22 protein-coding genes are annotated in these 23436 nt (G+C 73.1%); 8 read left to right on the top strand and 14 right to left on the bottom strand.

Annotated features, from left to right (window positions below; genetic code table 11):
- From E1212_RS26020 to E1212_RS26010, 3 genes are all read right to left on the bottom strand, one after another.
- A partial coding sequence (locus E1212_RS26020) for a hydantoinase B/oxoprolinase family protein (RefSeq protein WP_131987919.1) occupies positions 1 to 1466 on the bottom strand: 1466 nt, incomplete at its 3' end.
- Positions 1463 to 3526: a hydantoinase/oxoprolinase family protein gene (locus E1212_RS26015; protein WP_131987917.1), complete on the bottom strand. Its 2064-nt coding sequence runs from the start codon at positions 3524 to 3526 to the stop codon at positions 1463 to 1465. The genes E1212_RS26015 and E1212_RS26020, both read right to left, overlap by 4 nt.
- Positions 3517 to 4578 (bottom strand): ArsR/SmtB family transcription factor, encoded by a 1062-nt coding sequence (locus tag E1212_RS26010; protein ID WP_203417229.1) that lies wholly within the window; start codon positions 4576 to 4578, stop codon positions 3517 to 3519. Before E1212_RS26010 ends, E1212_RS26015 begins: the two co-directional genes overlap by 10 nt.
- Before the next feature lie 124 nt (positions 4579 to 4702).
- Here E1212_RS26010 and E1212_RS26005 point away from each other — a divergent pair, with 124 nt between their 5' ends.
- On the top strand, positions 4703 to 5902 hold the full coding sequence (locus E1212_RS26005) for an MFS transporter (RefSeq protein ID WP_131987915.1): 1200 nt from the start codon (positions 4703 to 4705) through the stop codon (positions 5900 to 5902).
- On the opposite strand, the gene E1212_RS26000 is transcribed toward E1212_RS26005, so the two are convergent.
- On the bottom strand, positions 5899 to 6237 hold the full coding sequence (locus E1212_RS26000; protein WP_131987913.1) for a winged helix-turn-helix transcriptional regulator: 339 nt from the start codon (positions 6235 to 6237) through the stop codon (positions 5899 to 5901). The genes E1212_RS26005 and E1212_RS26000 overlap by 4 nt on opposite strands.
- Before the next feature lie 89 nt (positions 6238 to 6326).
- Here E1212_RS26000 and E1212_RS25995 point away from each other — a divergent pair, with 89 nt between their 5' ends.
- Both E1212_RS25995 and E1212_RS25990 read left to right on the top strand, forming a co-directional pair.
- Positions 6327 to 7208: an LLM class flavin-dependent oxidoreductase gene (locus tag E1212_RS25995; protein WP_131987911.1), complete on the top strand. Its 882-nt coding sequence runs from the start codon at positions 6327 to 6329 to the stop codon at positions 7206 to 7208.
- 74 nt (positions 7209 to 7282) lie between these two features.
- Entirely contained in the window at positions 7283 to 8092 is an 810-nt protein-coding gene (locus E1212_RS25990; protein ID WP_131987909.1) for a MerR family transcriptional regulator, read from the top strand.
- A gap of 10 nt (positions 8093 to 8102) precedes the next feature.
- Here E1212_RS25990 and E1212_RS25985 read toward each other — a convergent pair whose 3' ends face one another.
- From E1212_RS25985 to E1212_RS25945, 10 genes are all read right to left on the bottom strand, one after another.
- The gene (locus E1212_RS25985) at positions 8103 to 8489 is read right to left on the bottom strand and encodes a type II toxin-antitoxin system VapC family toxin (protein WP_131987907.1); all 387 of its coding nucleotides are present in this window, start codon (positions 8487 to 8489) and stop codon (positions 8103 to 8105) included.
- Entirely contained in the window at positions 8486 to 8743 is a 258-nt protein-coding gene (locus tag E1212_RS25980; RefSeq protein ID WP_131987905.1) for a ribbon-helix-helix domain-containing protein, read from the bottom strand. Before E1212_RS25980 ends, E1212_RS25985 begins: the two co-directional genes overlap by 4 nt.
- A 55-nt stretch (positions 8744 to 8798) precedes the next feature.
- Positions 8799 to 9698, bottom strand: coding sequence for a carbon-nitrogen hydrolase family protein (locus tag E1212_RS25975; RefSeq protein WP_131987903.1), 900 nt, complete (start codon positions 9696 to 9698; stop codon positions 8799 to 8801).
- 13 nt (positions 9699 to 9711) lie between these two features.
- Positions 9712 to 9870 carry a hypothetical protein gene (locus E1212_RS29680; protein ID WP_162605631.1) on the bottom strand — a complete coding sequence of 53 codons (159 nt, stop codon included), beginning with the start codon at positions 9868 to 9870 and terminating at the stop codon, positions 9712 to 9714.
- A 114-nt stretch (positions 9871 to 9984) separates the two neighbouring features.
- The gene (locus E1212_RS25970) at positions 9985 to 10623 is read right to left on the bottom strand and encodes an SRPBCC family protein (RefSeq protein ID WP_131987901.1); all 639 of its coding nucleotides are present in this window, start codon (positions 10621 to 10623) and stop codon (positions 9985 to 9987) included.
- Entirely contained in the window at positions 10620 to 13010 is a 2391-nt protein-coding gene (cutA, locus tag E1212_RS25965; RefSeq protein ID WP_131987899.1) for an aerobic carbon-monoxide dehydrogenase large subunit, read from the bottom strand. Before cutA ends, E1212_RS25970 begins: the two co-directional genes overlap by 4 nt.
- Complete coding sequence (locus E1212_RS25960; RefSeq protein WP_131987897.1) at positions 13007 to 13501, bottom strand: (2Fe-2S)-binding protein; 495 nt, start codon at positions 13499 to 13501, stop codon at positions 13007 to 13009. Before E1212_RS25960 ends, cutA begins: the two co-directional genes overlap by 4 nt.
- Positions 13498 to 14376 carry an FAD binding domain-containing protein gene (locus tag E1212_RS25955; RefSeq protein WP_131987895.1) on the bottom strand — a complete coding sequence of 293 codons (879 nt, stop codon included), beginning with the start codon at positions 14374 to 14376 and terminating at the stop codon, positions 13498 to 13500. The genes E1212_RS25960 and E1212_RS25955 overlap by 4 nt, the downstream gene beginning before the upstream one ends.
- Positions 14377 to 14380: 4 nt before the next feature.
- Positions 14381 to 15859: a uracil-xanthine permease family protein gene (locus E1212_RS25950; protein WP_131987893.1), complete on the bottom strand. Its 1479-nt coding sequence runs from the start codon at positions 15857 to 15859 to the stop codon at positions 14381 to 14383.
- Between the two features lie 212 nt (positions 15860 to 16071).
- Positions 16072 to 17298, bottom strand: a complete 1227-nt coding sequence (locus tag E1212_RS25945; protein WP_131987891.1) for a LolA family protein — start codon at positions 17296 to 17298, stop codon at positions 16072 to 16074.
- Positions 17299 to 17431: 133 nt separating this feature from the next.
- Here E1212_RS25945 and E1212_RS25940 point away from each other — a divergent pair, with 133 nt between their 5' ends.
- Genes E1212_RS25940 through E1212_RS25920 form a run of 5 tightly spaced genes read left to right on the top strand, consistent with a single transcriptional unit; the run spans position 17432 to position 23087 of the window.
- Positions 17432 to 18109 carry a response regulator transcription factor gene (locus E1212_RS25940; protein WP_131987889.1) on the top strand — a complete coding sequence of 226 codons (678 nt, stop codon included), beginning with the start codon at positions 17432 to 17434 and terminating at the stop codon, positions 18107 to 18109.
- A 4-nt stretch (positions 18110 to 18113) separates the two neighbouring features.
- Positions 18114 to 19499 (top strand): sensor histidine kinase, encoded by a 1386-nt coding sequence (locus E1212_RS25935; protein ID WP_131987887.1) that lies wholly within the window; start codon positions 18114 to 18116, stop codon positions 19497 to 19499.
- An 11-nt stretch (positions 19500 to 19510) separates the two neighbouring features.
- Complete coding sequence (locus tag E1212_RS25930; protein ID WP_131987885.1) at positions 19511 to 19870, top strand: hypothetical protein; 360 nt, start codon at positions 19511 to 19513, stop codon at positions 19868 to 19870.
- 26 nt (positions 19871 to 19896) lie between these two features.
- Positions 19897 to 20505, top strand: a complete 609-nt coding sequence (locus E1212_RS25925; RefSeq protein ID WP_131987883.1) for a hypothetical protein — start codon at positions 19897 to 19899, stop codon at positions 20503 to 20505.
- A 56-nt stretch (positions 20506 to 20561) separates the two neighbouring features.
- On the top strand, positions 20562 to 23087 hold the full coding sequence (locus E1212_RS25920; protein ID WP_131987881.1) for a DNA gyrase/topoisomerase IV subunit A: 2526 nt from the start codon (positions 20562 to 20564) through the stop codon (positions 23085 to 23087).
- Positions 23088 to 23436: the final 349 nt, after the last annotated feature.

Raw genomic sequence — 23436 nt, 5'->3', positions numbered from 1 at the left:
CCCCAGCAGGACAGGATCGACCGGTCGGCGATCGACATGAAGTGCGCGTCGCGGAGCATGCGGATGTGCTTCTCGTAGCCGAGGCCGCCGCGGTAGCGGCCCGGCCCGCCGGAGTCGGCCGCCAGCCCCAGCCGCTCGACGACGAACGGGAAGCGCGCCTCGCTGAACTCCGTCGGAAGATTCCGCGAGTCCGGGACGACGTGGATGGTGTCCTCGCCGTCGGCGTAGTACCGCCCGCCCGACCCGCCGCCCAGCACCTCACGCATGAGGTACGGCCGGCCGTCGAGGTCGTCGCCGTAGACGCCGGTGTAGCGGATCGTCTCCTGATCCGCCGGCATGCGCCCGTCGACGGCCTTGGCCAGCACGCCGGCGAGCACGCCGAGCAGCCGCAGGATCACGAACGTGCGGGCGTTCGTCGGCGCCGGGAAGACCGGCGTCAGCAGCGTGCCCGGCGGCGGGAAGCGCATCTCGATGAGCGGCACGACGCCCTCGTTGACCTCGAGCTCGGCCATCCGCTCCGGCGAGTCGGCGAGATTGCGCAGGATCGGCGCCAGCCACTTCTTCAGGAACGCGCCGTCGGCGTAGTCGCCGCAGTGGTTGATCGGTCCCTTGGCCTGCGGCCCGGTTCCCGCGAAGTCGATCAGCAGCTTCGGACCCCCGGCAGCGACATCGAAGTCCACCTTCGTCAGGGTGATCCGCTGCGTGTGCAGGCGGGGTTCGTCGACGCCGTCGTGTTCGGCGTAGTCCTCCCACACGTAGGAGCCGGCCGGGATCTTCGCCAGGATCTCGCGCCGGAACGTCTCCGTCGTCTTGTCGAGGATCGCGTCGAAGCACTTCTCCACCGCGGTCCGGCCGTAGCGCTCGAACAGCTCGGCCAGCCGGCGTGCGCCCATGAGGCAGGCCGCGCACTCGGCGTCGAGATCGGCGGCCAGCGACTCCGGCATCCGCGAGTTGCGGGTCATGATCTTCAGCGCGGCCTCGTTCGGCACGCCCCGGTCCCACAGCCGGATCGGCGGGACCATCAGGCCCTCCTCGAACACGCTGGTGGCGTGCGACGGCATCGACCCCGGAACGGTGCCGCCGATGTCGTCGTGGTGGCCGAACGCCTGCACGAAAGCGACGACTTCGGGCTCGCCGGCTGTGTTCTCAAAGAACACCGGCGCCGTCACACAGAGGTCCGGCAGGTGCCCGATGCCGCCCTCGGAGAGGTACACGTCGTTGTGGAAGAACACGTCGCCCGGCCGCATGGTCTCGATCGGGTAGTCGCGCACCACCGGGTTCACCAGCGCCGAGTACGACCGGCCGGTGAGCTTGCGCAGCCGCCGGTCATGGATGCCCGCGCGGTAGTCGTGCGCGTCGCGGATCATCGGCGAGCGCGACGTGCGCCCGATGGCGGTCTCGACCTCCTTCTCGACCGACGTCAGGTAGCCCTCGACGATCTCGACCAGGATCGGGTCGACGGTCACGGCGCCACCTCCCGGGTGATCAGCAGGTTCCCGTGGTCGTCGACGACGGCTCGGAAGCCGGGGTGGACCGGGACGGTGGAGCCGAACTCCTCGACGACGGCCGGGCCGGCGACGGTGTCACCGGCGCCCAGCGCGGCGCGGTCGTAGATGGGGGTGTCGGCCCATCCGTCGCCGAAGTCGACCCGTCTCGTCGTCCGCGGCACGGCGCCGCTGCCCGCGGCGACCAGCGGGACCGCCGGCCGCGCTATCGGGCCGACGCCGGTGACCCGCAGGTTCACCCACTCGACCTCCTGCCGCTGGTCGTGGGCGAAGTCGTAGCCGTACAGCCGGCGGTGGGCGGCGTGGAACTCATCGGCGACGGCGGCGGCGAGCGCAGCCGTGACCGGGCCGTCGGGGACGTCGACCCGCACCTCGTAGGCCTGGCCGAAGTAGCGCAGGTCGGCCGTGCGGACGAACCGCCGCTCCTCCGCGGCGAAGCCCTCGCGTTCCAGTGCCGCCGACGCCTCGGCCCGCAGGTCGTCGAAGGTCTTGCCGACGGTGTCCGGGTCGAGCGCCGCGTGCCGGGCGACCGCCGTCCGCACGTAGTCGTTGCGCACGTCGACCGTGAGCAGCCCGTACGCCGACAGGTTGCCCGGGTTCGGCGGCACCAGCACGCCGGCCAGCCCCAGCACGTCGGCCAGCCGGCAGGCCAGCAGCGAGCCGGACCCGCCGAAGCTGACCAGGTGGAAGTCGCGGACGTCGAGCCCGCGCGTGACGGTGACCTGGCGCAGCGCGTTCGCCTGGTTCCACGCCGAGATCTCGAGGATGCCTTCGGCGCAGCGCTCCGGCGTCAGCCCGAGCCGGGCCGCCATGGCCGCGATCCCGTCCTGCGCCGCGGACACGTCGAGCGGGATCTCGCCGCCGAGCAGGTGCGGCGGGATGCGGCCGAGCAGCACGTGCGCATCGGTGACGGTCGGCTCGGAGCCGCCGGCGCCGTAGCAGAGCGGACCGGGATCGGCGCCGGCCGAGCGGGGGCCGACCTTGAGCGTGCCCTCGGGGCTGAGCCAGGCGACCGACCCGCCGCCGGCGCCGACGGTGACGACGTCGATCATCGGGATCTTGCTCGGGTAGGCGCCGACGGTGCCCTCGGTCGTGAGCGCCGGGTGCCCGTCGACGACCACCGCGACGTCGGTGGACGTGCCGCCGCCGTCGAGGGTGAGGACGCTGTCGAGGCCGGCCGCCCGCGCGACGACCGCCGCGCCGAGCGCCCCGGCCGCCGGCCCGGACAGCACGGTCGAGATCGGCTGCCGGACCACCTCGTCGGCCGAGAGCACGCCGCCGTTGGACTTCATGACGTAGAACGCGGGCGGCTGCTCGGCCAGCTCGCCGAGACGCGCGGCGATGGTGCCGACGTAGCGGGCGATGCTCGGCTTCACCGCGGCGTCGACCAGCGTCGTCACGCTGCGCTCGTACTCGCGGTACTCCCGCAGCACCTCGGCCGAGATCGACACGACGGCGTCCGGGTGCTCGCGCGCCAGGACGTCGCGCATGCGCAGCTCGTGCTCTGGGTTGGCGTAGGAGTGCAGGAAGCACACGCCGATGGTGCCGATGCCGCGGTCGCGGAAGAACCGGGCCGCGGCCACGGCGTCGGCCTCGCTGAACGGGCGCAGCTCGCTGCCGTCGTGGGCCAGCCGGCCGCCGACGGTGCGGACCAGATCGGCGGGGACGATGCGCGGCGGCTTCACCCAGAAGTAGCTGTTGCCGTAGCCGTCGGGCACGGACTGCCGGGCGATCTCGAGCAGGTGCGCGTACCCCTCGGTCGTCACGAACCCGAGGTGGTCGACCTTCCCCTCGAGCAGCCGGTTCGTCGCGACGGTGGTCCCGTGCACGACGGCGGCGACGTCTGCTCCGGTGGCGCCGAGCCGGGCGAGGATCTTGTGGATGCCGGCCATGAACCCCTCGGCCGGGTCGCCCGGCGTCGACGGCGTCTTGGTGCTCACCTGCCGGCCGGTCTCCTCGTCGACGGCGACGACGTCCGTGAAGGTGCCGCCGGTGTCGATGCCGACGCGGATCATGGGCATGCGGACGATTCAACCGGCGCCGCGCCGGGCTCGGCCTCGTCAACTGGTGCCAACGGTGCGCCGCTGCCGTCGTGAAGGGCCGCCCCCAGCGCCGTCGTGCGGTAGAGGACCGACCGGCCGTTCCGCTCCCCCGCGACCAGGCCGTTCTCGCGCAGGACGCGCAGGTGCTGGGCGACGGCGCTGGGGGTGACGCCGAGCGCGCGGGCGAGGTCGGTGGTCGTCGCCGGCGAGCGCAGCGTGGCGAGCAGCTCCGCGCGGGCCCGGCCCAGCAGCCGGACGGTGGCACCCGCCGGCGACCGGCCGAGCAGCACGCTCCACAGCTCGCCGACGCCGCGGGCCGGGTAGCGCACCGTCGTCTGGGTCGACGTCCGCCGCTTGATCAGCACGTACGCCGACCCGAGCACGACCGGCATCAGCACCAGCCCGCCGGGCCCGCGGTCGACGGCGCGGTCCTGCCGCCACCGGTCGCCGCCGAGCTCCAGCCGGCCGTCGTGCCAGCGCAGGTCCGGGTGCAGGTCGGCGAAGAGCGCGGCCGCTCCCCCACGCGCCAGCTGCCGGGTCCGGTGCGCGACGTCAGCCGCCAGGACGGCGCTGATCCGTGGCCAGTGCGGCGCGATCAGCCGGTCGTGGGCGGCGCGCAGCTCGGCGGCGAGCTCGCGCAGGCCGTGCTCCGGGTCGGCGGCGAGGTCGGCGACGGCGGCGGACGGCGCCGTGTCGCCGAACCGGCGGCGCAGGTTGGCCCGCACCGTCGACGCGGGGGTGCGCCGCAGCGCCGCGAGATCGTCGTCGATCGAGCCGCCGGGGCCGGTCGGCGCCGGGACCAGGAACTCCGGCCAGCCGCGGGTGTCGCCGAACAGCAGCGGCCAGGTGAGCGGCAGCGCGAGAGGCTCGTGCGCCAGCTCGTCCTGGGCCCATTGCAGCCACCGGCGGTGCACGGCCTGCCGGTCCTGCCCGGCCAGCTGCTGCAACGCGGCGACGGTCTCGGACAGCGGCGACACCGCGAACCTGGTGTCCGCCAGCTCGTCCACGCCCAGCTCGACCGTCAACGCCATGCCTCAGTATGTAGCACAGCGCTACAACGTGCGTGCACCGGCGCGGCGGTGGGTTCCGGTACGTCCTTGTAGCTCAGCGCTACATAGTGTCTCCCAGCCAGGCGCCGCCGCGACGATCGCCGGCATGACGGGCTACCGCAGGTTCGCGGCCGCGACGAGTCTGACCACCGCCGGCGACGGCGTGTTCGCGGCCGCCGTGCCGCTGCTGGCCGCGACGCTGACCGGGGACCCGCGGCTGGTCTCGGCCGTGGCGGCGGCGGCCTCGCTGCCGTGGCTGCTGTTCTCGCTGCCGGCCGGCGCCCTCGCCGACCGGTACGACCGGGCCCGGATGCTGTGGCGTGGCGTCGCGGTGCAGGCGGCGCTCGCGGGGGTGGTGGCAGCGCTGGCGGCGACCGGCCGGCTCGAGGTCGGCGGACTGGCGGCGCTGGCGTTCGGCCTGGGTGCCTGCCAGGTGGTGGCGGGGACGGCGGCGCAGGCGCTGCTGCCGTCGCTGGTGCCGGCCGGGCGGCTGCCGTCGGCCAACGGCTACCAGCAGACCATCGCCGTCGTCGGGCAGCAGTTCCTCGGCCCGCCCGCCGGGAGCCTGCTGTTCGCCGTCGCGGCAGGGCTGCCGTTCGGGGTGGACGCGGCCGTCCTGGCGATCGCGGCGGTGCTGGCCGCGACGCTGGTGGGCCGGGCCGACGCCCACGGCCGCGGGGAGCCGCGGCTGGCGCCGTCGTCGCTGCGGGCGGAGATCGGGGCCGGCCTGCGCTGGCTGGCCGCGCACCGGCTGCTGCGGACGCTGACGCTGCTGGCGGCCGTGAACACCTTCTGCTTCCAGCTCGGCAACGCGACCCTGGTGCTGCTGGCGACGCAGGAGCTGGGCGTGTCGGTGCGCGGGTTCGGGCTGCTGCTGGCGACCGCGGCGGCCGGCAGCCTCGCCGGCGGGCTCGGCGGGCCCTGGCTGCTGCGCCGGCTCGGCGAGCGGACGGTGCTGCTCGCGGCGCTCGGACTGAACGCCGTCGCCACGGCCGCGATCGGGCTGACCCCGTCCGCCGTCGTGCTCGGGGTCCTGCTGGCGGCCGTCGGGCTCGGCGTGACGCTGTGGAACCTGGTGAGCATCGGGCTGCGGCAGCGGCTGGTGCCGCCGGAGCTGCTCGGCCGGGTCATGGGCGTGCACCGGCTGGTCGGCTGGGGGCTGGTCCCCGCGGGTGCGCTGCTCAGCGGCGTCGTCGCGCACGCGGTCGGGCTGCGGGCCCCGTACCCGCTGGCCGGGGCGGTCCGCGTCGTGGCGCTGCTGGTCGCGCTGCCCGCCCTGCTCGCCGCCCTCCGAGACCCTTCCTAGGGGTGGGTGGCCTCGATGCGGGCCATGTTGGCGTGCCCCCAGTCGCCGAGCGGGCGCAGCGCCACCTCGAGCGTGCGGCCGAAGTCGGTGAGCGAGTACTCCACCTTCGGCGGCACCTGGTGGTAGATCTCGCGGTGGACCAGACCGTCGGCCTCGAGCTCGCGCAGCTGCTGGATGAGCATCTTCTCGGTGACCGCCGGGATGGCGCGCCTCAGCTCGCCGAAGCGCAGCGGCCCCTGGTCCTCGAGCGTCCACAGGACGGTCGCCTTCCACTTGCCGCCGACGACGTCGATGGCGGCGTCGAGTCCGCAGGTGTAGGGCCGGTTCCGGGCCATCGCAGCGCTCCCGTACTGACGTCTTGGTGAGTACCTGACTTTATAGTCGGTACTTGATCATCGGCAAGCGCCCGCCGACGATCGAAGGCATGACGACCCACCCCCGCCGCTTCGGCGTCCTGGTGCTCCCCGACGCCGGCGCGGCCACGCTCCTCGATCGGTTCCGCCGGGTCGAGGAGCTCGGCTTCGACCAGCTCTTCCTCCCCGACCACATCGGCAACATCTTCGCCACCGACCCGCCCTGGCTCGACGGCTGGACCATGACCGCCGCGGCCGCCCTGGCCACAGACCGGGTCCGCATCGGCACGCTCGTCGCGAACCCGATCCTGCGCCCGCCCGCGGTGCTGGCCAAGGCCGCCCTCACCGTCGACCAGCTGTCGGGCGGACGGCTCGAGCTCGGCATCGGCGCCGGGATCATGGAGTCCGACCACCACGCCACCGGCACGACACCGTGGACGGTCAAGGAGCGGGTGGCCCGCTTCCCCGAGTACGTCCGGGTCCTCGACGACGTGCTGCGGCGCGACGGCGGTCCGTACGGCTTCGCGGGCGACTGGTACACCGTCCGCGACCTCCCCACCGGCCCGGCGACCACCCAGCGGCCGCGCCCGCCGATCCTCGTGGGCGGCAACGCGCCGACGGTGCTCCGGGTCGCGGCGGAGCGGGCCGACGTCTGGAACACCAACGGCCGGCCCGACGCGAGCGTCGACGAGAACGTCGCGCTGGCCACCGACTGGAGCCGCCGCGTCGACCAGTTCGCGGCGGCCGCGGACCGCGACCCGGCGTCGATCCGCCGCTCGGTGCTGTTCTGGGCGACCACCGACGTGCTCACCGGGCCCGCGACGCTGGACGAACTGGTCGACCGGTACGCGGCGGCCGGCTTCACCGAGTTCGTCATCGGCTGGCCGGGGTCCGACGGCGAGCGCGAGACGTTCGAGCGGCTCGCCCTGGAGGTCGTGCCCAAGCTGCGCTGACACCGTCGGGAACGGAGTGCTTGACTCGTCCCCGAGGGCAGACTCCAGGCTCCGAAGGGTGAGAGGAGGTGGCGATGGACGAGCTGATGCCGATCGGCCGGTTCTCCCGGCTGTGCTGGCTGAGCATCAAGGCGCTGCGGGTCTACGACGACCAGGGCCTGCTGCACCCCGCTCACGTCGACCCTGACTCCGGCTACCGGTACTACACGCCGGACCAGGCGGCGACCGCTCGGGTCATCGCCACCCTGCGCACGCTCGACATGCCGCTGGCGTCCATCAGGGAGGTGCTGGCCGAGCCCGACCCGGACCGCGTCCGCGACCTCCTCGACCGCTACCGGATGGTGCTCGAGCAGCGCATCGACCGTCATCGGCACATGTTGAACCGTGTCGAGACCTTCATCCGGAAGGGAGCCGTCATGGCCTACGAGATCACCACCCGCGACACCGCGCCCACCGAGGTGCTCGGCACCACCTACCCGTCCTCGGTGGACTCGCTGCCGCAGACCAGCGCGGTCGCGTACCACCGCGTCTACGCCGCCATCGCCGAAGCCGGTGGGCGGCCGGCCGGTCCGCCCCGCATGGTCTACCTCGAGCTCGCCGACGACACCTGGACCATCGAGGCGTGCGTTCCGGTCATGGGGCTGTCGCAGGCGCCCGACGGGTTCAGCCTCCACCAGGTGCGGGGCGGTCTGGCCGCCGTCACCCGCCACGTCGGCCCGTACGACGAGCTGGGCCTCGCCTACCGCGAGGTCGAGGCGTGGATCGAGGCCCAGGGGCTGACGTCGAACGGCGCGCCGTACGACGTCTACCTCAACGACCCGTCCGAGGTGGGCGACCCGGCCAAGCTCGAGACCGAGATCGTCTGGCCCGTCACCCGCTCCTGACGGGCCGGGGTCAGCGCTGGAGCTCGAAGGGCGCCGTCAATCCGGCGATCATCGGGAAGTGACGCACGTTCAGTGTCGCGAGGGGAACGCCGCGAACCCCTGCGGTGGCCGCGATGAGGTAGTCGCCCAGGCCGATGCCGTGGTGACTGCGGCGGAACTGCCGCAGGTACTCCCCGGCCTGCCGGGCGACGATCTCTGTGACCGGCTCGACCCGCAGCGCGGCGAGCAGAGCCCACACCTCGCGGCGCTCGGCGGAGCGCATACCTCCAGTGAGTTCCGTGACCGTCACGGCACTGACCAGGATCGGGCCGCTCGTGCGGGCCTGACGAAGCCAGTCACGAGCGGCCTCGATCCCCCGGAGGTGCGCGATCAGGACGTCGGTGTCGACCAGGATCACGCGGAGCGCTCCCAGAGGCTCGCCAGGTGATTCTCACGCTCGCCCGAATCCCGCGAAAGCGCGTCGATGTCGCGGGAGGCACCGAAGGACGCCTCGATGGCCGCGAGGTCCGCTGACAGATCCTGGTCGTCGCCGGCCAACGCCCGATCGAGCAGCCGCCGGATGACCATGGCCCGGGACGTGCCCTCCTGGGCCGCCAGCCGGTCGAGCGCCGCCGTCTGCTCCTCGGTCAGGTAGATGTTGGTGCGGTTCATACACCAGAATATACACCACGCCCGCTGCGCTGCAGCCGGCGCCCGGCCGCAGCCGTCAGTCGCGCGTGAAGGGGCTGGCGGCCGGGCGGGTGAGCTCGTCCGTGTGCCGCCGGATCAGCTCGAGGTTGCGGTCGGCCAGGTGGTCGAAGCCCTGGCCGATACTGGACCCCGGCGTGAGCGAGCGCAGCGCCGCGTCCGGATCCAGCCGGGCGGACACCCAGCACTCGTGGCTGGCAGCCCGCGCGACCACCTCGGCGATCGGGGTGACGATCATCGAGTTGCCGAAGTAGAGCACGCCGGCCGGGTCCGTGCCCGTCGCATTGGCACCGACCACGAAGACGTGGTTGTCGTAGGCGCGGGCCCGGTTGGTCAGCTCCCACAGGTCGGCCGACCGTAGCAGCGCCGACGGCCGCAGGATCACCTCGGCGCCCCTGACGGCGGTGATGCGCGAGAGCTCCGGATAGTCGCCGTCGAAGCAGATGATCATGCCGATCTTCCCGAGGTCGGTGTCGACCACGCAGACGTCGTCGCCGGGCGTGACCCAGCCGCCGCGCGACGCCAGCTCGGTGCAGAACGGGTGCGTCTTGCGGTAGACGCCGCCGATCTCGCCGTCGGGGCCGGCCAGCACCGCCGAGTTGTAGACGACGCCGCGTTCGGGCCCCCGCTCGTACGTTCCCCACGCCAGGTGCACGCCCAGCCGGCGAGCGGTCTCCTGGAACGGCTCGGCCAGCGCTCCGGGCAGGTCGGCGACCAGGTCCCACAGCTCGGCGGCCGGCATCGCCGGGGTGAAGCCGGTGGTGACGGACTCCGGCAGCACGATCAGCTCGGCCCCGGTGTCGTCGGCGCAGCGCTCCGCATAGTCGAGCGCGTGCTCGACGTTCGCCTTGATGCTCTGCGCGGTCAGCGGCTCGGCCAGCGGCCGCACCTGGACCGCGGCCGCGGTGAACGCCCGCATATCCCTCGCCTCCTCAGCGCTCGAACTCGCCGGCGATGTCGGCGTTGGTCTCGGTGGAGTCCCAGTCCTCGGCGCACTCCACCATTCCCGCCAGCGACCCGCGGCCACGACGCTCACCGACGGCCTCTGGGGTCGGCGGCACGGGGTTCTTGCCGCCCGCAGTCCGCGCCATGTCGTCACCTCGTGAGCCGATACACCGTTCTTGCCTCAGGGTATCGCCGGTGTCGAGGGAGAGGTGCTACCGCCAGAGCAGCAGTAACCTGCCCTCGACACACGCCGGCCACGATCAACCTCGGCGGGAGCGGCCGGAGAGCCAGCCGCCGAGGGCGACACCCGCCAGGGCGACCGCGGCGCCGACCAGAACGCCGCGGGTGAAGTCGGCCGGGGCGGCCACTCCCGAACCGGCAGGGGCAGGGGCCTCGTACACACCGGGGGTCGCGACGGCGACGGCTTCGCCCTGGGGCGCCGCGACCGGAGCCGGGGCGGCACCCGTCAAGACGTCCTCGACCGCGGCGAAGAACTCCCCCGCCGTCTTCTTCGCGACACCGGCGAGCATCCGCTGCCCGACGCCGCCGATCATGCCGCCGACGATCGCGTCGGCGTCGTAGTCGAGCCGGGTGCCCCCGTCGCCGTCGTCCGCCAGCGTGACGCGGACGTCGGCGCTCACCGTGCCGGGCGCGCCCGCACCGGACGCCGTCATGACGAACGAGCCCGGCTCCTCCTGGGAGTGCAGCCGCACGTCACCGGCGTAGGTGCCCTTGATCGAGCCGACGCCGGCGCTGACCGTCATGCGGTACCGGTCCGGCCCGGACTCCTCGAGCCGCGAGCAGCCGGGGATGGTCCGCACCAGCACCGCGGGATCGTTGAGCGCCTTCCACACCTCGGCGCGCGGCGCCCGCAGCACCGCTGTCCCGGAAACCTTCATCGCGACTCCTGAGCCAGACGGAGGGAGAACAGGTCCGACGGCGAGATCGGCATCCGCGTGATCGCGAACCCCTCGGCGTCGGAGATGGCCGACGCCAGCACGGCGGAGCCCGGGATGACACCGGCCTCGCCCGCGCCCTTGATGCCCAGCGGGTTCAGCGGCGACGGCGTCTCGAGGTGGTCGGTCTCGACGACCGGCACCTCGGTGGCGTAGGGCATGAGGAAGTCCATGAACGACGCGTTCAGCAGCTGTCCGGCGTCGTCGTAGACCATGCGCTCGTACAGCGCTCCCCCGACTCCCTGGGCGACGCCGCCGTGGATCTGGCCCTCGACGATGCGCGGGTTGATCAGCCTGCCGCAGTCGTGGACGACGCAGTAGCGCAGGATGGTGATCTCGGCGGTGTCGGGGTCGGTCTCGACGATCGCCGCGTGCATGCCGTTGGCGAACGTCGAGCGCGGCGGCGAGTAGTACCCGGTGTCCTCCAGACCGGGCGAGTCGCCCTCGGCGACCGGCGGCTTGGAGTAGTCGACGGGACCGCCGAACTGCGTCGCCCGCTCGGCCTCGCGGTCGAACGCGTAGCGCAGCGGGTTGGCCAGGACGGCGACGGTGGCCAGCGGGATCGACGACCCGGGGGCCGACGGCGGCGAGCCCACCACCCGCACGACGCCGTCGACGATCTCGAGGTCGCGCGGGTCGGCCTCGAGCGCCTCGCCGGCGATGCGCAGCGCCTTGTCGCGCACCTTGCGGGCGGCCGACGCCAGTGCGTTGCCGCTCATGACGGCGGCGCGCGAGGCGAACGTACCGACGGCGTAGCCGAACCGCCGGGTGTCGCCGGTCGTCACCTGGACGCGCTCGACCGGCACGCCCAGCTCCGACGCCACCACCTGCGCGAACGCCGTCTTGTGGCCCTGGCCCTGGGTGGTCAGCCCGGTGGCCGCGACGACCGTGCCGTCGGTCTCGACCTTGACCCAGCCGCCCTCGTACGGGCCGACGCCGGTGCCCTCGACGTAGCAGGCGATGCCGATGCCGACCCGCCGCCCGGCCGCCCGTGCCTCGGCCCGGAACGCCTCGAACTCGTCCCAGCCGACCAGCTTCTTCAGCTTCTCCAGGGTCGCCGGGTAGTCCCCGGAGTCGTAGATCAGCGGCCGGCCGTCCTGGAAGATCAGCCCGTGGTCGTAGGGCATCTCGTCGGGCCGGATGAAGTTGCGCTCGCGCACCACCGTCCGGTCCAGCCCCAGGTACGCGGCGACGGCGTCCATGGTGCGCTCCATGGCGAAGCAGCCCTGCGGCCGGCCGGCGCCGCGGTACGGCGTCACGGTGACGGTGTTGGTGTAGAGGCTGAAGAACTCCGCGCGATACGCCTCGGGCTTGTACGGGCCGAGCAGCTGCGTCGTCGTGACGATCGGGACGATGATGCCGTACGGCGTGTAGGCGCCGTTGTCGTGCCAGACGGTGACGTCGAGGCCGAGCAGCCGGCCGTCGTCGTCGAACCCGACCTCGACGTGCTGCAGCTGGCCGCGCTCATGGGTGGCGCCGACGAAGTGCTCGCGGCGGTCCTCGGTCCACTTGACCTCGCGGCCGAGCCGGATCGCCGCCCACGGGACCACGACCTCCTCGGGCCACGGGTGCACGATCTTGACGCCGAACCCGCCGCCGACATCGGGGGCGATGACCTCGACCCGGTCGAGCGGCAGCTCCAGCCGGGCCGCCAGCGCCGCGCGCACCGACGTCGACGCCTGGGTGGACGTGTAGACGCGCAGGCTGGCGTCGTCGGCGTCCCAGCGCGCGTGCACGCCCTTGCCCTCGAGCGGCGTCGACGCGCTGCGCTCGATGTCGAGGTCCAGCTCGAGCACGTGCGGCGCGCCGGCCAGGGCGGCCTCGACGTCGCCGCGCGACTGCACCAGGTGCGCCGACACGTTGCCGGGGACGTCGTCGTGGACCAGCAGCTCTGCCGACCGCGCCGCCTCGATGCCGACCACCGGGGGCAGGAAGTCGTACGTGACGACGATGCGATCGCAGACGTCCTCGGCGACGTACCGGTCGGTGGCGACGACCATGACGATCGGCTCGCCGACGTGGTTCACCTCGTCCTTCGCCAGCGCGTACGCCGTGCGGCCGTGGGTCAGCGCGGCGTGCGGGATGAGCAGCGGCAGCGGCTCGCCGACCCGGCCGTCGAGGTCCTCGTGCGTGTAGACGGCGACGAGCCCCTCGACGTCCACCGCGGCCGAGACGTCGATGTCGACGATGCGGGCGTGCGCGTGCGGGCTGCGGACGAACGCCGCCGCCAGCGCCTGGTGGCCGATGTCGTCGAGGAAGCGGCCCTGCCCGGTGAGCAGCCGCGGGTCCTCGAGCCGCGCGATCGGCTCGCCGAACGCCGCTGTCGTCATCGCTGTGTCTCCTCCGCCCGAAGCTCCGCCGCGCGCAGCACCGACGCCACGATGTTCTGGTAGCCGGTGCAGCGGCACAGGTTGCCGGCGATCGCCTCGCGCGCCTGCTCCTGCGTCGGTGTCGGGTTCTCCTCGAGGTACGCGGTGATGGTGGTGACGAAGCCGGGCGTGCAGAAGCCGCACTGCAGCCCGTGGCAGTCGCGGAACGCCTGCTGGACGTGGCCCAGTTCGCCGTCGGGGCGCGTGCAGCCCTCGACGGTGGTGACCTCGGCGCCGTCGACGGTGACGGCGAACTGCAGGCAGGACCGGATGGGCCGGCCGTCGACCAGCACCGTGCAGGCGCCGCAGACGCCGTGCTCGCAGCCGACGTGGGTGCCGGTCAGCTCGAGGTCGTGGCGCAGGAAGTCCGACAGCAGCCGCCGGGCGGGCACCGTCGCCGACCGCGGGACGCCGTTGACCAGCAGCGTCACCTCGAACATCGCCTCGCTCATGCGGCCACGCTCGCCCGGCCGGCCGCCTCGCGCAGCGCCCGGGTGGTCAGCACCTCGGCCAGGTGGGACCGGTAGGCGGCCGTGGCGTGGATGTCGTCGCCGGGATCGAGCCGGCCCGCGGCCAGCCGCCCGGCCGCCGGCCAGTCGGCGTCGTCGACCATCTCCCCCGCGACCGCCTCGGTGAGGTCGATGACCACCGGCTCCGGGGCGACCGAGATGTACGCGGCTCTGGCACCGGCGACCCGCAGGTCGTCGTCCAGTGTCACCACCACTCCTGTTCCGCACACGGCGTAGTCGCCGTGGCGCCGGGCCACCTCCGTCCAGACGGCCCCGGTACGGCCCTCCGGTACCGGGAACGTCACGGACGTCACCAACTCGCCGGCATCGGCGCAGGTGGACATGGGTCCGGTGAAGAAGTCGCGTGCGGCGACGGTGCGCTCACCGCCGGTGGAGCGCAGGGTGACGGTGCCCTCGAGCAGCGCCAGCACCGCCGTCATCTCGCCGGACGGGTCGGCGTGCGCGATGCTGCCCACCGTCGTGCCGCGGTTCCGGATGGTCGGGTGCGCGACGTGGCGCAGGGTGTCGCGCAGCAGCGGCAGGACGGCGTACGCGGCGGCGTCGCGCTCGACGTCGGCATGCCGGGCCAGGGCGCCGACCGTGACGCTGCCGCCGTCGTCGCCCACCCGCACGTAGGCCAGCGACGACAGCCGGTTGATGTCGACCAGGTGCTCGGGCGCCGCGAGGCGCATGCTGAGCAGCGGGACCAGGCTCTGCCCGCCGGCCAGCACCTTGCCGGCAGGGTTCACCTCGGCCAGGACCGCGACGGCGTCGTCGACGGTGGCCGGCCGGTGGTAGGTGAACCCCGCTGGCTTCACGCCTTCATCCTCTCTCGTCCCGCCGTTCGATGCCGTCCGCATCGCCGCCGGGCCGCGGATCGGGGTCCGGATCGACCTCGTGGACGCCCGGCGGGCCGACGGTGACGACGGCGCCGCCGCCGGGCTCGCGCAGGTGCGCCGGGGCGACGGCACGGGCCAGGTGGTAGGCGGCGATCGTGACGATGGTGCCCAGCGCGATGCCGGACAGCACGAAGTCGTCGGTGATGTCCAGCGACGTGTCGCCGATGGCGATGATGATGCCCGCGGACACCGGCACGAGGTTCACGGGGTTGGAGAAGTCGACCCGGTTCTCGATCCAGATGCGGGCGCCGAGCAGGCCGATCATGCCGTAGAGCACCACGGTGATGCCGCCGAGCACGCCCGACGGGGTGGCCGCGATGAGCGCCCCGAACTTCGGCGAGAACCCGAACACGATCGCCACGATGGCCGCCACGTAGTACGCCGCCGTCGAGTAGATGCGGGTGGCCGCCATGACGCCGATGTTCTCGGCGTACGTCGTGGTCGGCGAGCCGCCGACGGAGGTCGCGATGACGGTGCCGACGCCGTCGGCCGCGATCGCCTTGCCCATGACGGGGTCGAGGTCGTTGCCGGTCATCTCGGCCACGGCCTTGACGTGGCCCGCGTTCTCGGCGATCAGCGCGATGACGGCGGGCAGCACCAGCAGGATGAACGTGATGCTGAAGCTGGGCCCGTGCCAGCCGGCCACCTCGACGCCCTGGTCGTTCACGAAGGTCCGGTCCGGGAAGCCGATCCAGTCGGCCTCGCGGACGGAGTCGAAGTTCACCCGGTAGCGGGTCACCTCCTCGCCGCTGGCGTCGGGCGAGGTGATCTGGCCGAACATCCGGTCGAACAGCCAGGAGAGCGCGTACCCGAACACCAGGCCGACGAAGATCGCGATGCGGCCGAGGAACCCGCGAAGCCCGACCGCCATGAGGATCACGGCGGTCATGACGATGAGCGCGATCCACTGGTCCTGCGGCCAGTACACGTTCGCGACGACGGGCGCCAGGTTGAACCCGATGAGCATGACGACGGCGCCGGTGACGACGGGCGGCAGCACCCGGTAGAGGACGCCGGAGCCCAGGTAGTGGATGAGCAGTCCGCACAGCGCCAGCACGACGCCGGCCACCAGGATCGCGCCGGTAACGTCCGAGGAGTCGCCGCCCTGCTCGCGGATGGCGACCACGCCGCCGACGAACGAGGCGCTGGTGCCCAGGTAGCTCGGCACCCGGCCCTTGACGATGAGCAGGAAGCAGATCGTCGCGACACCGCTCATCATGATGGCCAGCTGCGGGTTCAGGCCCATGATGATCGGGAACACGAAGGTGGCGCCGAACATCGCGACCACGTGCTGGGCCCCGAGGCCTACCGTGCGACCCCACGACAATCGTTCGTCCGGCCTGACCACCTCCCCCGGCGGCGGCGTCCTGCCGTCGTAGACCACCTTCCAGCCGAGCGCCACGGAAGCCTCCTCGCGCGGGCAGGTGACGCAGGTCACCTGTGCGGACACGTTGCAGGCAACTTAGGCACGCCAGGTTTCCGGGGCATGGGCACGAAGTGCCGAGGAGATCACCTGATCATCGGCAACCTCTGCGCTCGGCGGGTCTCGGACGCGGAGCGGGAGGCCGCCCCGTGCGGGGCGACCTCCCGTCTCGTCGTCGGCCGTGCGCGAGGCTACAGCGCAGCGGCCGGGTCCTGCGCGGCCTGCTCGAGGACCTCCAGCGGCACGGCGCCGGCCAGCAGGCGGCCGTCGTCGAGCAGGAGGACGGTGAACAGGTCGCTGGTCAGGGCGCGCCCGGTGCCGTAGGCGCCACTGACGTCCTGCAGGTCGGCGATGAAGGCGTCGGCGATGGCGGCCGCGTCGCCCTCGAGGCCGGCGGTGAGCTCGTCGAGGTTCACGTCGCGGGCGACGACCACGGTGGTCCAGCCGGAGCCGACGGTCGTGACGTCCGACGGCGCGACGTCGAGGTGGCCGTCGGGGCCGACGTCGGGCGTGCCGTCGGGGGTGCCGTGGTTCGGCAGGGCGTCCTCGAGGTCGCCGGGCTGGACCTCCTCGACCGTGGTGCCGGGCGGCGGCGTGAAGTCGTACGTCGACGCGTCGGGCTCGTCGAACGAGACCGAGGTGAAGCCCACCTCGAACGACGGCTCGCTGTGGTCGCGGGCGAAGATCTGCACCCGCAGCGGCATGGAGTTCTCGCCGTCGACGGCCAGCCGGATGGAGCCGATGAGCGACTGCTCGTCCTTGGGCCGCAGCACCAGCTCGTACGCCGACCGGCCGGCCACCGTCGCGGTGCCGTCGACGTCGACCTGGGTGGACGGCTCGATCATGCCCAGCGCGAGCGACGCGGCCGCCGTCGGCAGGTTGCTCGGCATGTCCTCCGGCAGGCCCTCGCCGCCGAACGGTCCGCCCTCGCCGCCGAAGGGGCCGCCGCCCCCGAACGGGCCCTCGCCGTGGTCGTCCGGAGTCTCCTCGGGGACGACCACGTGCGACGCCGTCGACCCCTCGCTGCTCCAGAAGTACAGGTCCTGGCCGTTGCGCAGCAGGTCGGACTCGGACTGGTCGTCCTGCAGCGCGAACCGGTAGGTGTCGCCGTCGGTGTACCAGATGCGCGCCGTCGACGACCCGTTGAGCAGCGACAGGGCGGCGGTGGGCAGCGACGTGGCGTCGGCGCCGGTGAGTGCCGGGAGGCCGAGGTCGGCGGACTGCACGACGGTGCCGGCGAACGGCTGCACGTCGATGGTCGCGAGGCCCACGAGCAGCTCGGCGGCGGTGCGGTCGGGCAGATCGGAGTCGGCACCGGCGATCAGCGGGCCGGCCACGGCCGCGCCGACGACCACGGTGGCGACCGTTGCCCCGGTCGCCCACCGCCTGGCCGGGGTGCTGAGAAGGGAGTTCGGCATGTCTGCTCCTGTATGGCTCGGTGCGTTTCGACCGGGGGTTCAGCCCCGATGACACCAAGGTTGCCTCGCCGTCGCTGTGAGATCCCTGAGAGCCTCCGCCGGCGCCCTCGGGCGGCAGGGCATGCTTGACGGCATGCGGGTGCTGGTGGTCGAGGACGAGCGCGGGCTGGCCCGTGCGCTGCACCGCGGGCTGTCGGCCGAGGGGTTCTCGGTCGAGCTGGCCCACGACGGCCTCGACGGCCTGCACCTGGCCCGCGAGCACACCTACGACGTCATCGTGCTCGACATCATGCTGCCGTCGCTGTCGGGCTACCGCATCTGCCGGACGCTGCGCGCCGAGGGCAACTGGGTGCCCATCCTCATGCTGTCGGCCAAGGACGGCGAGTACGACCAGGCCGACGGGCTCGACGTCGGCGCCGACGACTACCTCACCAAGCCGTTCTCGTACGTCGTGCTGGTCGCGCGGCTGCGGGCGCTGCTGCGCCGCGGCGCGCCGGCCCGCCCGGCGGTGCTCGCGGCGGGCGACCTCGAGCTCGACCCGGGCGCGAAGACCGTACGCCGCGGCGACGCCGAAGTCACGCTGACGCCGCGCGAGTTCGGCGTGCTCGAGTACCTCATGCGCCACCCCGACGAGGTCGTCTCCAAGCGCGACATCCTCGAGCACGTGTGGGACGCCCACTACGACGGCGACCCGAACGTCGTCGAGGTCTACGTGGGCTACCTGCGGCGCAAGATCGACACCCCGTACGGCCGCTCGGCGCTGCAGACCGTGCGCGGGGCCGGCTACCGGCTGTCCGGCGACGGCGGCTGATCGCGTGGGCGTGTTCGGGCGGCTCAGCCTGCGGGCCCGGCTCAGTCTGGCGGCGACGGCCATGGCCGCGGTCGGGCTCGGCATCGGCGGGATCCTGCTGCTGATCGCGCTGGACCGGGCGCTGCTGGGTGCGCTGGACGAGACCGCGCGGCGGCAGGGCGAGGACATCGCGGCACTGGTCGAGTCCGGTCAGCCGCCCAACCCGCTACCGAGCTTCGGCGCCGTCGTCGCGCAGGTCATCGACGCCGAGGGCCGGGTGCTGGCGTCGACCCCCGGGGGCGACCGGCTGACCCCCGTGGTGGCCGGCGACGACCTGGCCGCCGTCCGCGCGGGCGAGGCGATCGAGCTCGACGGCACCCGGCTCGGCCAGCCCGACCCGCTGCGCGTCATCGGCGTCCCCACCGACGCGGTGAGCGGGCCGGTCACCGTCCTCGTCGCCGTCTCGCTCGAGGAGCAGCAGCGCAGCGTCGAGTTCGCCAAGATCGGCGTCGCGGCCGGCGGGGCCGCGGTCACCGCCGCACTGGCCGTGCTGAGCTGGCTGGTCATCGTGCGCGCGCTGCGCCCGGTCGACCAGCTGCGCGGCGGCGCCGAGGAGATCACCGGCGCCGGCGGCGGGCACCGGCTGCCGGTCCCGGCCGGCGGCGACGAGCTGAGCCGGCTCGCCGTCACCCTCAACGACATGCTCGGCCGGCTCGACGCGGCGGCCGCCCGGCAGCGCGCCTTCGTGGCCGACGCCGCCCACGAGTTGCGCAGCCCCATCGCGGCCTTGCGGACCGAGCTCGAGGTCGCGCTCGCGCACCCCGACGCCGTCGACCCCCACGACACCGCCCGCGAGGCGCTGGTCGAGGTCGAGCGGATGGGCCGCCTGGTCGATGACCTGCTGGTGCTCGCGCACCTGGACAGCCCGCGCCCGGTGCGGCGCGACGAGCTGATCTCGCTGGACGAGCTGGCGGTCGAGGTCGCCGACGGCGTGCGCGGCGCCCGCGTCCCGGTGTCGGTCGCCGCCGGGGCCGACGTGCACACGCGCGGGCATCGCGACTCCCTCTCGCGGGTGCTGCGCAACCTGGTCGGCAACGCCGTCCGGCACGCGTCGTCGTCGGTGACGGTGACGGTGACGGCTGCCGGTTCGCTGGCTCGGCTGGCGGTGACCGACGACGGCGCCGGGGTGCCGCCGGCGGACCGCGAGCGGATCTTCGAGCGCTTCACCCGCCTCGACGACGCCCGCGACCGCGACGCCGGCGGCTCCGGCCTCGGACTGGCCATCGCGCGCGAGATCGTGGTGGCCCACGGCGGCACGGTGACCGTCGAGGACGCCGAGCCCGGCGCCCGGTTCGTCGTCACCCTCCCGGCCGCCCGCACCACCGTCGGGGCACCGCGAGCCGTGACCTAGGGTCATGGGCTGTGTCCGGCACTCTCGTCCTTCGGCCGGCTCCGGCTCCGCGGCGTCTGGTCTACACGGTCACCGCGGTCGTCTCCGTCGTCCTCATCATCGCCGGGGTCATGGCCGGGGGCCGGCCCGGCCTGGTCACCTGCGTCGGTCTCGTCCTGCTGCTGGCCGCCGCCATCGACCGGCTGGTCGACCACCTCGACCCCCCACCGGCGGGTCGGACGGGCCGGTCACCATCGGGCAGCTGGCCCGCGAGCGGCCCGGCGCCGTCGGCTGGATCGGGCGGCACCCGGTCGCGTTCACGCTGCTCTGCGCTCGGCTTCGCCGTCCTGGCGGTCGTGCTCGGGACCGTGGTCGCGGCCCTGTCGGGTTGACCCCGCCGGCCCCTATGATGCTGGCCGTGCCCGGACCCTCGCGCGGACCCGTCTCCGGAGCCGCGCTCGTGCTGCGGCCGTCGCTGCGCCGCTACCTGAGCACGGTGAAGTGGTCACTGCTGCCGATCCTCGTGCTGCTGGCGGCCCTGCTGTTCCGCGGCGGCGGGGTCGGCGCCGTCGTGTCGGTCATGGTCATCGCGCTGGCGTCGGCCATCGCGCCGGTCTACTTCCGCCGCGCCGCCGTCACCGTCACGCCGACGGAGATCGCCGTCACCGGCCTGCTCCGCACCCGCCGGACCCCGCGCGACGCCGTCGGGTCGATCGTCGCCGTCGCGCTCCCCCGCACCCACAAGAACAGCAAGAGCCTCGCCCACCTCTACGTCCTCGGCCGCGGCGGCCGGCGCATCGCCCGGCTCAAGGGCAGCCGCTGGGTCGAGGACGACATGCGCCGGCTCATCGCCGCCCTCGGCGTCGAGACGACCAAGCTCGGGCGGCTCGCCTCTCCCCGCGCCCTCGCCCGCCGCTACCCGCACGCCGTCCCGCTGCTGGAGCGCTACCCCGTGCTGGCCGGCGCCCTCGTCGTCGTCCCCTCCGTCGCCGCCATCTTCCTGGTGTCCCTCGAATACTCTTCCTGACCTGCTGAGCGGGTCGCTGCACGGAGCACGGCCCGGGCGGGGCGACAATGGTCGGCATGGCACGCCGGACCACGACACCCCCGCCTGAGGACTTCGAGGAAGTCATCCTCGACGTCGACGTCTCGGAGGAGATGCGGGGCAGCTTCCTCGAGTACGCCTATTCGGTCATCTACTCCCGCGCCATCCCGGACGCCCGCGACGGGCTGAAGCCGGTGCAGCGCCGGATCCTGTTCCAGATGAACGAGATGGGCCTGCGCCCCGACCGCCCGCACGTCAAGTGCGGCCGCGTCGTCGGCGACGTGATGGGCAAGCTGCACCCGCACGGCGACGGCGCCATCTACGACACGCTCGTGCGCATGGCGCAGCCGTGGGCCATGCGGGTGCCGCTGGTCGACGGGCACGGCAACTTCGGGTCGCTCGACGCAGGCCCGGCCGCGTACCGGTACACCGAGTGCCGCATGAGCGAGCCGGCCATGCTGCTGGTGCGCTCGCTCGACGAGAACGTCGTCGACATGGTGCCGAACTACGACGGCCAGTTCGAGCAGCCCGAGGTCCTCCCGGCCGCGTTCCCGAACCTGCTGATCAACGGCGCCACCGGCATCGCCGTCGGCATGGCGACGAACATGGCGCCGCACAACCTGGGCGAGGTCGTCGACGCCACCCGGCACCTGCTCGCGCACCCGGACGCCTCGCTCGACGACCTCATGCGGTTCGTCCCGGGGCCCGACCTCCCCAGCGGCGGACGCATCATCGGACTCGACGGCGTCCGCGAGGCCTACGAGACCGGGCGCGGCGCGTTCAAGACCCGCGCGACCGCCCGGGTCGAGAACATCACCGCCCGCCGCAAGGGCATCGTCGTCACCGAGCTGCCGTACATGGTCGGCCCGGAGCGCGTGCGCGAGCGCATCGTCGAGCTGGTCCGCAACAAGAAGCTGCAGGGTGTGGCCGACGTCGTCGACTACACCGACCGCAACACCGCGCTGCGCCTGGTCATCGAGTTGAAGAGCGGCTTCGTGCCCGAGGCGGTGCTCGAGGAGCTGTACCGCCTCACTCCGCTCGAGGACTCGTTCTCGATCAACAACGTCGCACTGGTCGACGGGCAGCCGCGCACGCTGGGTCTCAAGCAGCTGCTCGAGGTCTTCATCGCGCACCGCCTCAGCGTCGTGCGGCGCCGCAGCGAGTTCCGTCGCACCAAGGCCGCCGACCGCCTGCACCTGGTCGACGGCCTCATGATCGCGCTGCTCGACATCGACGAGGTCATCGCGGTCATCCGCTCGTCCGACGACGCGTCGGCCGCCCGCGAGCGCCTGATGACCGTCTTCGACCTGTCCGACATCCAGGCCCGCTACATCCTCGACACCCCGCTGCGCCGGCTCACCCGCTACGACCGGCTGGAGCTGGAAAAGGAGGGCGAGGACCTGCGCCGCACCATCGCCGAGCTGACGGCGCTGCTCGAGGACGAGGGCCTGCTGCGCCAGGCGGTCTCCGACGAGCTGGCCGAGATCGCGGCCGCGCACGCCACGCCCCGCCGTACGGTGCTGCTCGAGGAGTCCGGCGCCGTCACCACCCGGGCCGGCGCCGCGTCGCTCGAGATCGCCGACGACCCCTGCCAGGTGCTGCTGTCGTCGTCCGGCCTGCTCGCCCGCACTGCCGGCGAGGAGCCGCTGCTCTACGGCGACAAGCGATCCAAGCACGACGTCATCGTGTCCGTGGCCCCGGCGACGGCGCGTGGCGAGGTCGGCATCGTCACCTCGGCCGGGCGTGTGCTGCGGTTGTCGGTGCTCGAGCTGCCGTCGTTGCCGCCGACCGCGGCGCTGACGCTCGCGGGCGGCGCGGCGCTGAAGGAGTTCATCGAGCTCGAGCCCGGCGAGCGGGCGCTGGCGCTGACGACGTTCTCCGACTCGTCACCCGGGCTGGCGCTGGGGACCGAGCGCGGCGTGGTCAAGCGGGTGGTCCCCGACCACCCCGGCAAGGGTGCGTACGACGTCATCCGGCTCGACGACGGCGACCGCGTGGTCGGCGCCGTCGAGCTGCGGACTCCGGACGAGGACCTGGTCTTCATCACGACCGACGCCCAGTTGCTGCGCTTCCCGGCATCGGCGGTGCGGCCGCAGGGGCGGGCGGGCGGCGGGATCGCCGGGATCAAACTGGCGTCGGGTGCGAAGGTGACCTTCTTCGGCTCCGTCGACGGTGATCGTCCGGGTTCCGTGGTCACCGTCTCGGGGTCGTCGACGGCGCTGCCGGGGACCCAGCCGGGGGCGGTCAAGGTCACGCCCTATGCGGAGTACCCGGCCAAGGGCCGCGCGACCGGCGGCGTGCGGTGTCACCGGTTCCTGAAGGGCGAGGACACGTTGATCCTGGCGTGGGCGGGAGCGGCTCCGGCGCGGGCGGCTGCCGCCAGTGGCGTGCCGATCGAGCTGCCTGCGGCGGTTGGACGACGGGACGGGTCCGGTATCGGGGTCGCCCAGCCCATCGCCGCCGTGAGCGGGCCGTTGGGTTCCGGTTCCGAGGACGACCGGGTCGTGCCGGAGCCGAGGGCGACCGTGGTCGATGGGGAGCAGGCGACGCTCGATCTGGAGTAGGCGGCTCGCCAGTCCCCTGCTGCTTCGTCGGGGGCGCGTTCGAGCAGCGTCAGGGGGCCGCCCAAAGACGGCCGCTGCCCCCCAAGCCCCACCGGCGCCCTGCTGCGCTGGCCGCCGGCGGTTCGCGCGTGGTGATCGGCACGTGGTCCCGCCGTGGTGATGTCGCGTCGGCCGCCGACGGTGAACACCCATGATCATCAAGGATTCACCACACCATGGGGGGTGTGTGTTCCGGAGACATCGGTGACAAAGCGTTCGGGGACATGGGCGACAGTTCGGGTTGGTTGGCTTCCCGTCTTTGCAGTGTGTGCCGTGGTTCGGCGGTGTCAAGGTCGTTCGTCCTCGCTGT

It is taken from the genome of Jiangella ureilytica (genome assembly GCF_004348545.1).
GTDB classification, from domain to species: Bacteria; Actinomycetota; Actinomycetes; order Jiangellales; family Jiangellaceae; genus Jiangella; species Jiangella ureilytica.
This window is presented reverse-complemented; position numbering and strand designations above follow the sequence as displayed.

Bases quoted from the DNA above. Each gene is read 5' to 3' on its own strand.
- E1212_RS26015 (WP_131987917.1), bottom strand. From the start codon at position 3,526: ATGCCCATGATCCGCGTCGGCATCGACACCGGCGGCACCTTCACGGAC.
- E1212_RS26010 (WP_203417229.1), bottom strand. From the start codon at position 4,578: ATGGCGTTGACGGTCGAGCTGGGCGTGGACGAGCTGGCGGACACCAGG.
- E1212_RS26005 (WP_131987915.1), top strand. From the start codon at position 4,703: ATGACGGGCTACCGCAGGTTCGCGGCCGCGACGAGTCTGACCACCGCC.
- E1212_RS26000 (WP_131987913.1), bottom strand. From the start codon at position 6,237: ATGGCCCGGAACCGGCCCTACACCTGCGGACTCGACGCCGCCATCGAC.
- E1212_RS25995 (WP_131987911.1), top strand. From the start codon at position 6,327: ATGACGACCCACCCCCGCCGCTTCGGCGTCCTGGTGCTCCCCGACGCC.
- E1212_RS25990 (WP_131987909.1), top strand. From the start codon at position 7,283: ATGGACGAGCTGATGCCGATCGGCCGGTTCTCCCGGCTGTGCTGGCTG.
- E1212_RS25980 (WP_131987905.1), bottom strand. From the start codon at position 8,743: ATGAACCGCACCAACATCTACCTGACCGAGGAGCAGACGGCGGCGCTC.
- E1212_RS25975 (WP_131987903.1), bottom strand. From the start codon at position 9,698: ATGCGGGCGTTCACCGCGGCCGCGGTCCAGGTGCGGCCGCTGGCCGAG.
- E1212_RS29680 (WP_162605631.1), bottom strand. From the start codon at position 9,870: ATGGCGCGGACTGCGGGCGGCAAGAACCCCGTGCCGCCGACCCCAGAG.
- E1212_RS25970 (WP_131987901.1), bottom strand. From the start codon at position 10,623: ATGAAGGTTTCCGGGACAGCGGTGCTGCGGGCGCCGCGCGCCGAGGTG.
- cutA (WP_131987899.1), bottom strand. From the start codon at position 13,010: ATGACGACAGCGGCGTTCGGCGAGCCGATCGCGCGGCTCGAGGACCCG.
- E1212_RS25960 (WP_131987897.1), bottom strand. From the start codon at position 13,501: ATGAGCGAGGCGATGTTCGAGGTGACGCTGCTGGTCAACGGCGTCCCG.
- E1212_RS25945 (WP_131987891.1), bottom strand. From the start codon at position 17,298: ATGCCGAACTCCCTTCTCAGCACCCCGGCCAGGCGGTGGGCGACCGGG.
- E1212_RS25940 (WP_131987889.1), top strand. From the start codon at position 17,432: ATGCGGGTGCTGGTGGTCGAGGACGAGCGCGGGCTGGCCCGTGCGCTG.
- E1212_RS25920 (WP_131987881.1), top strand. From the start codon at position 20,562: ATGGCACGCCGGACCACGACACCCCCGCCTGAGGACTTCGAGGAAGTC.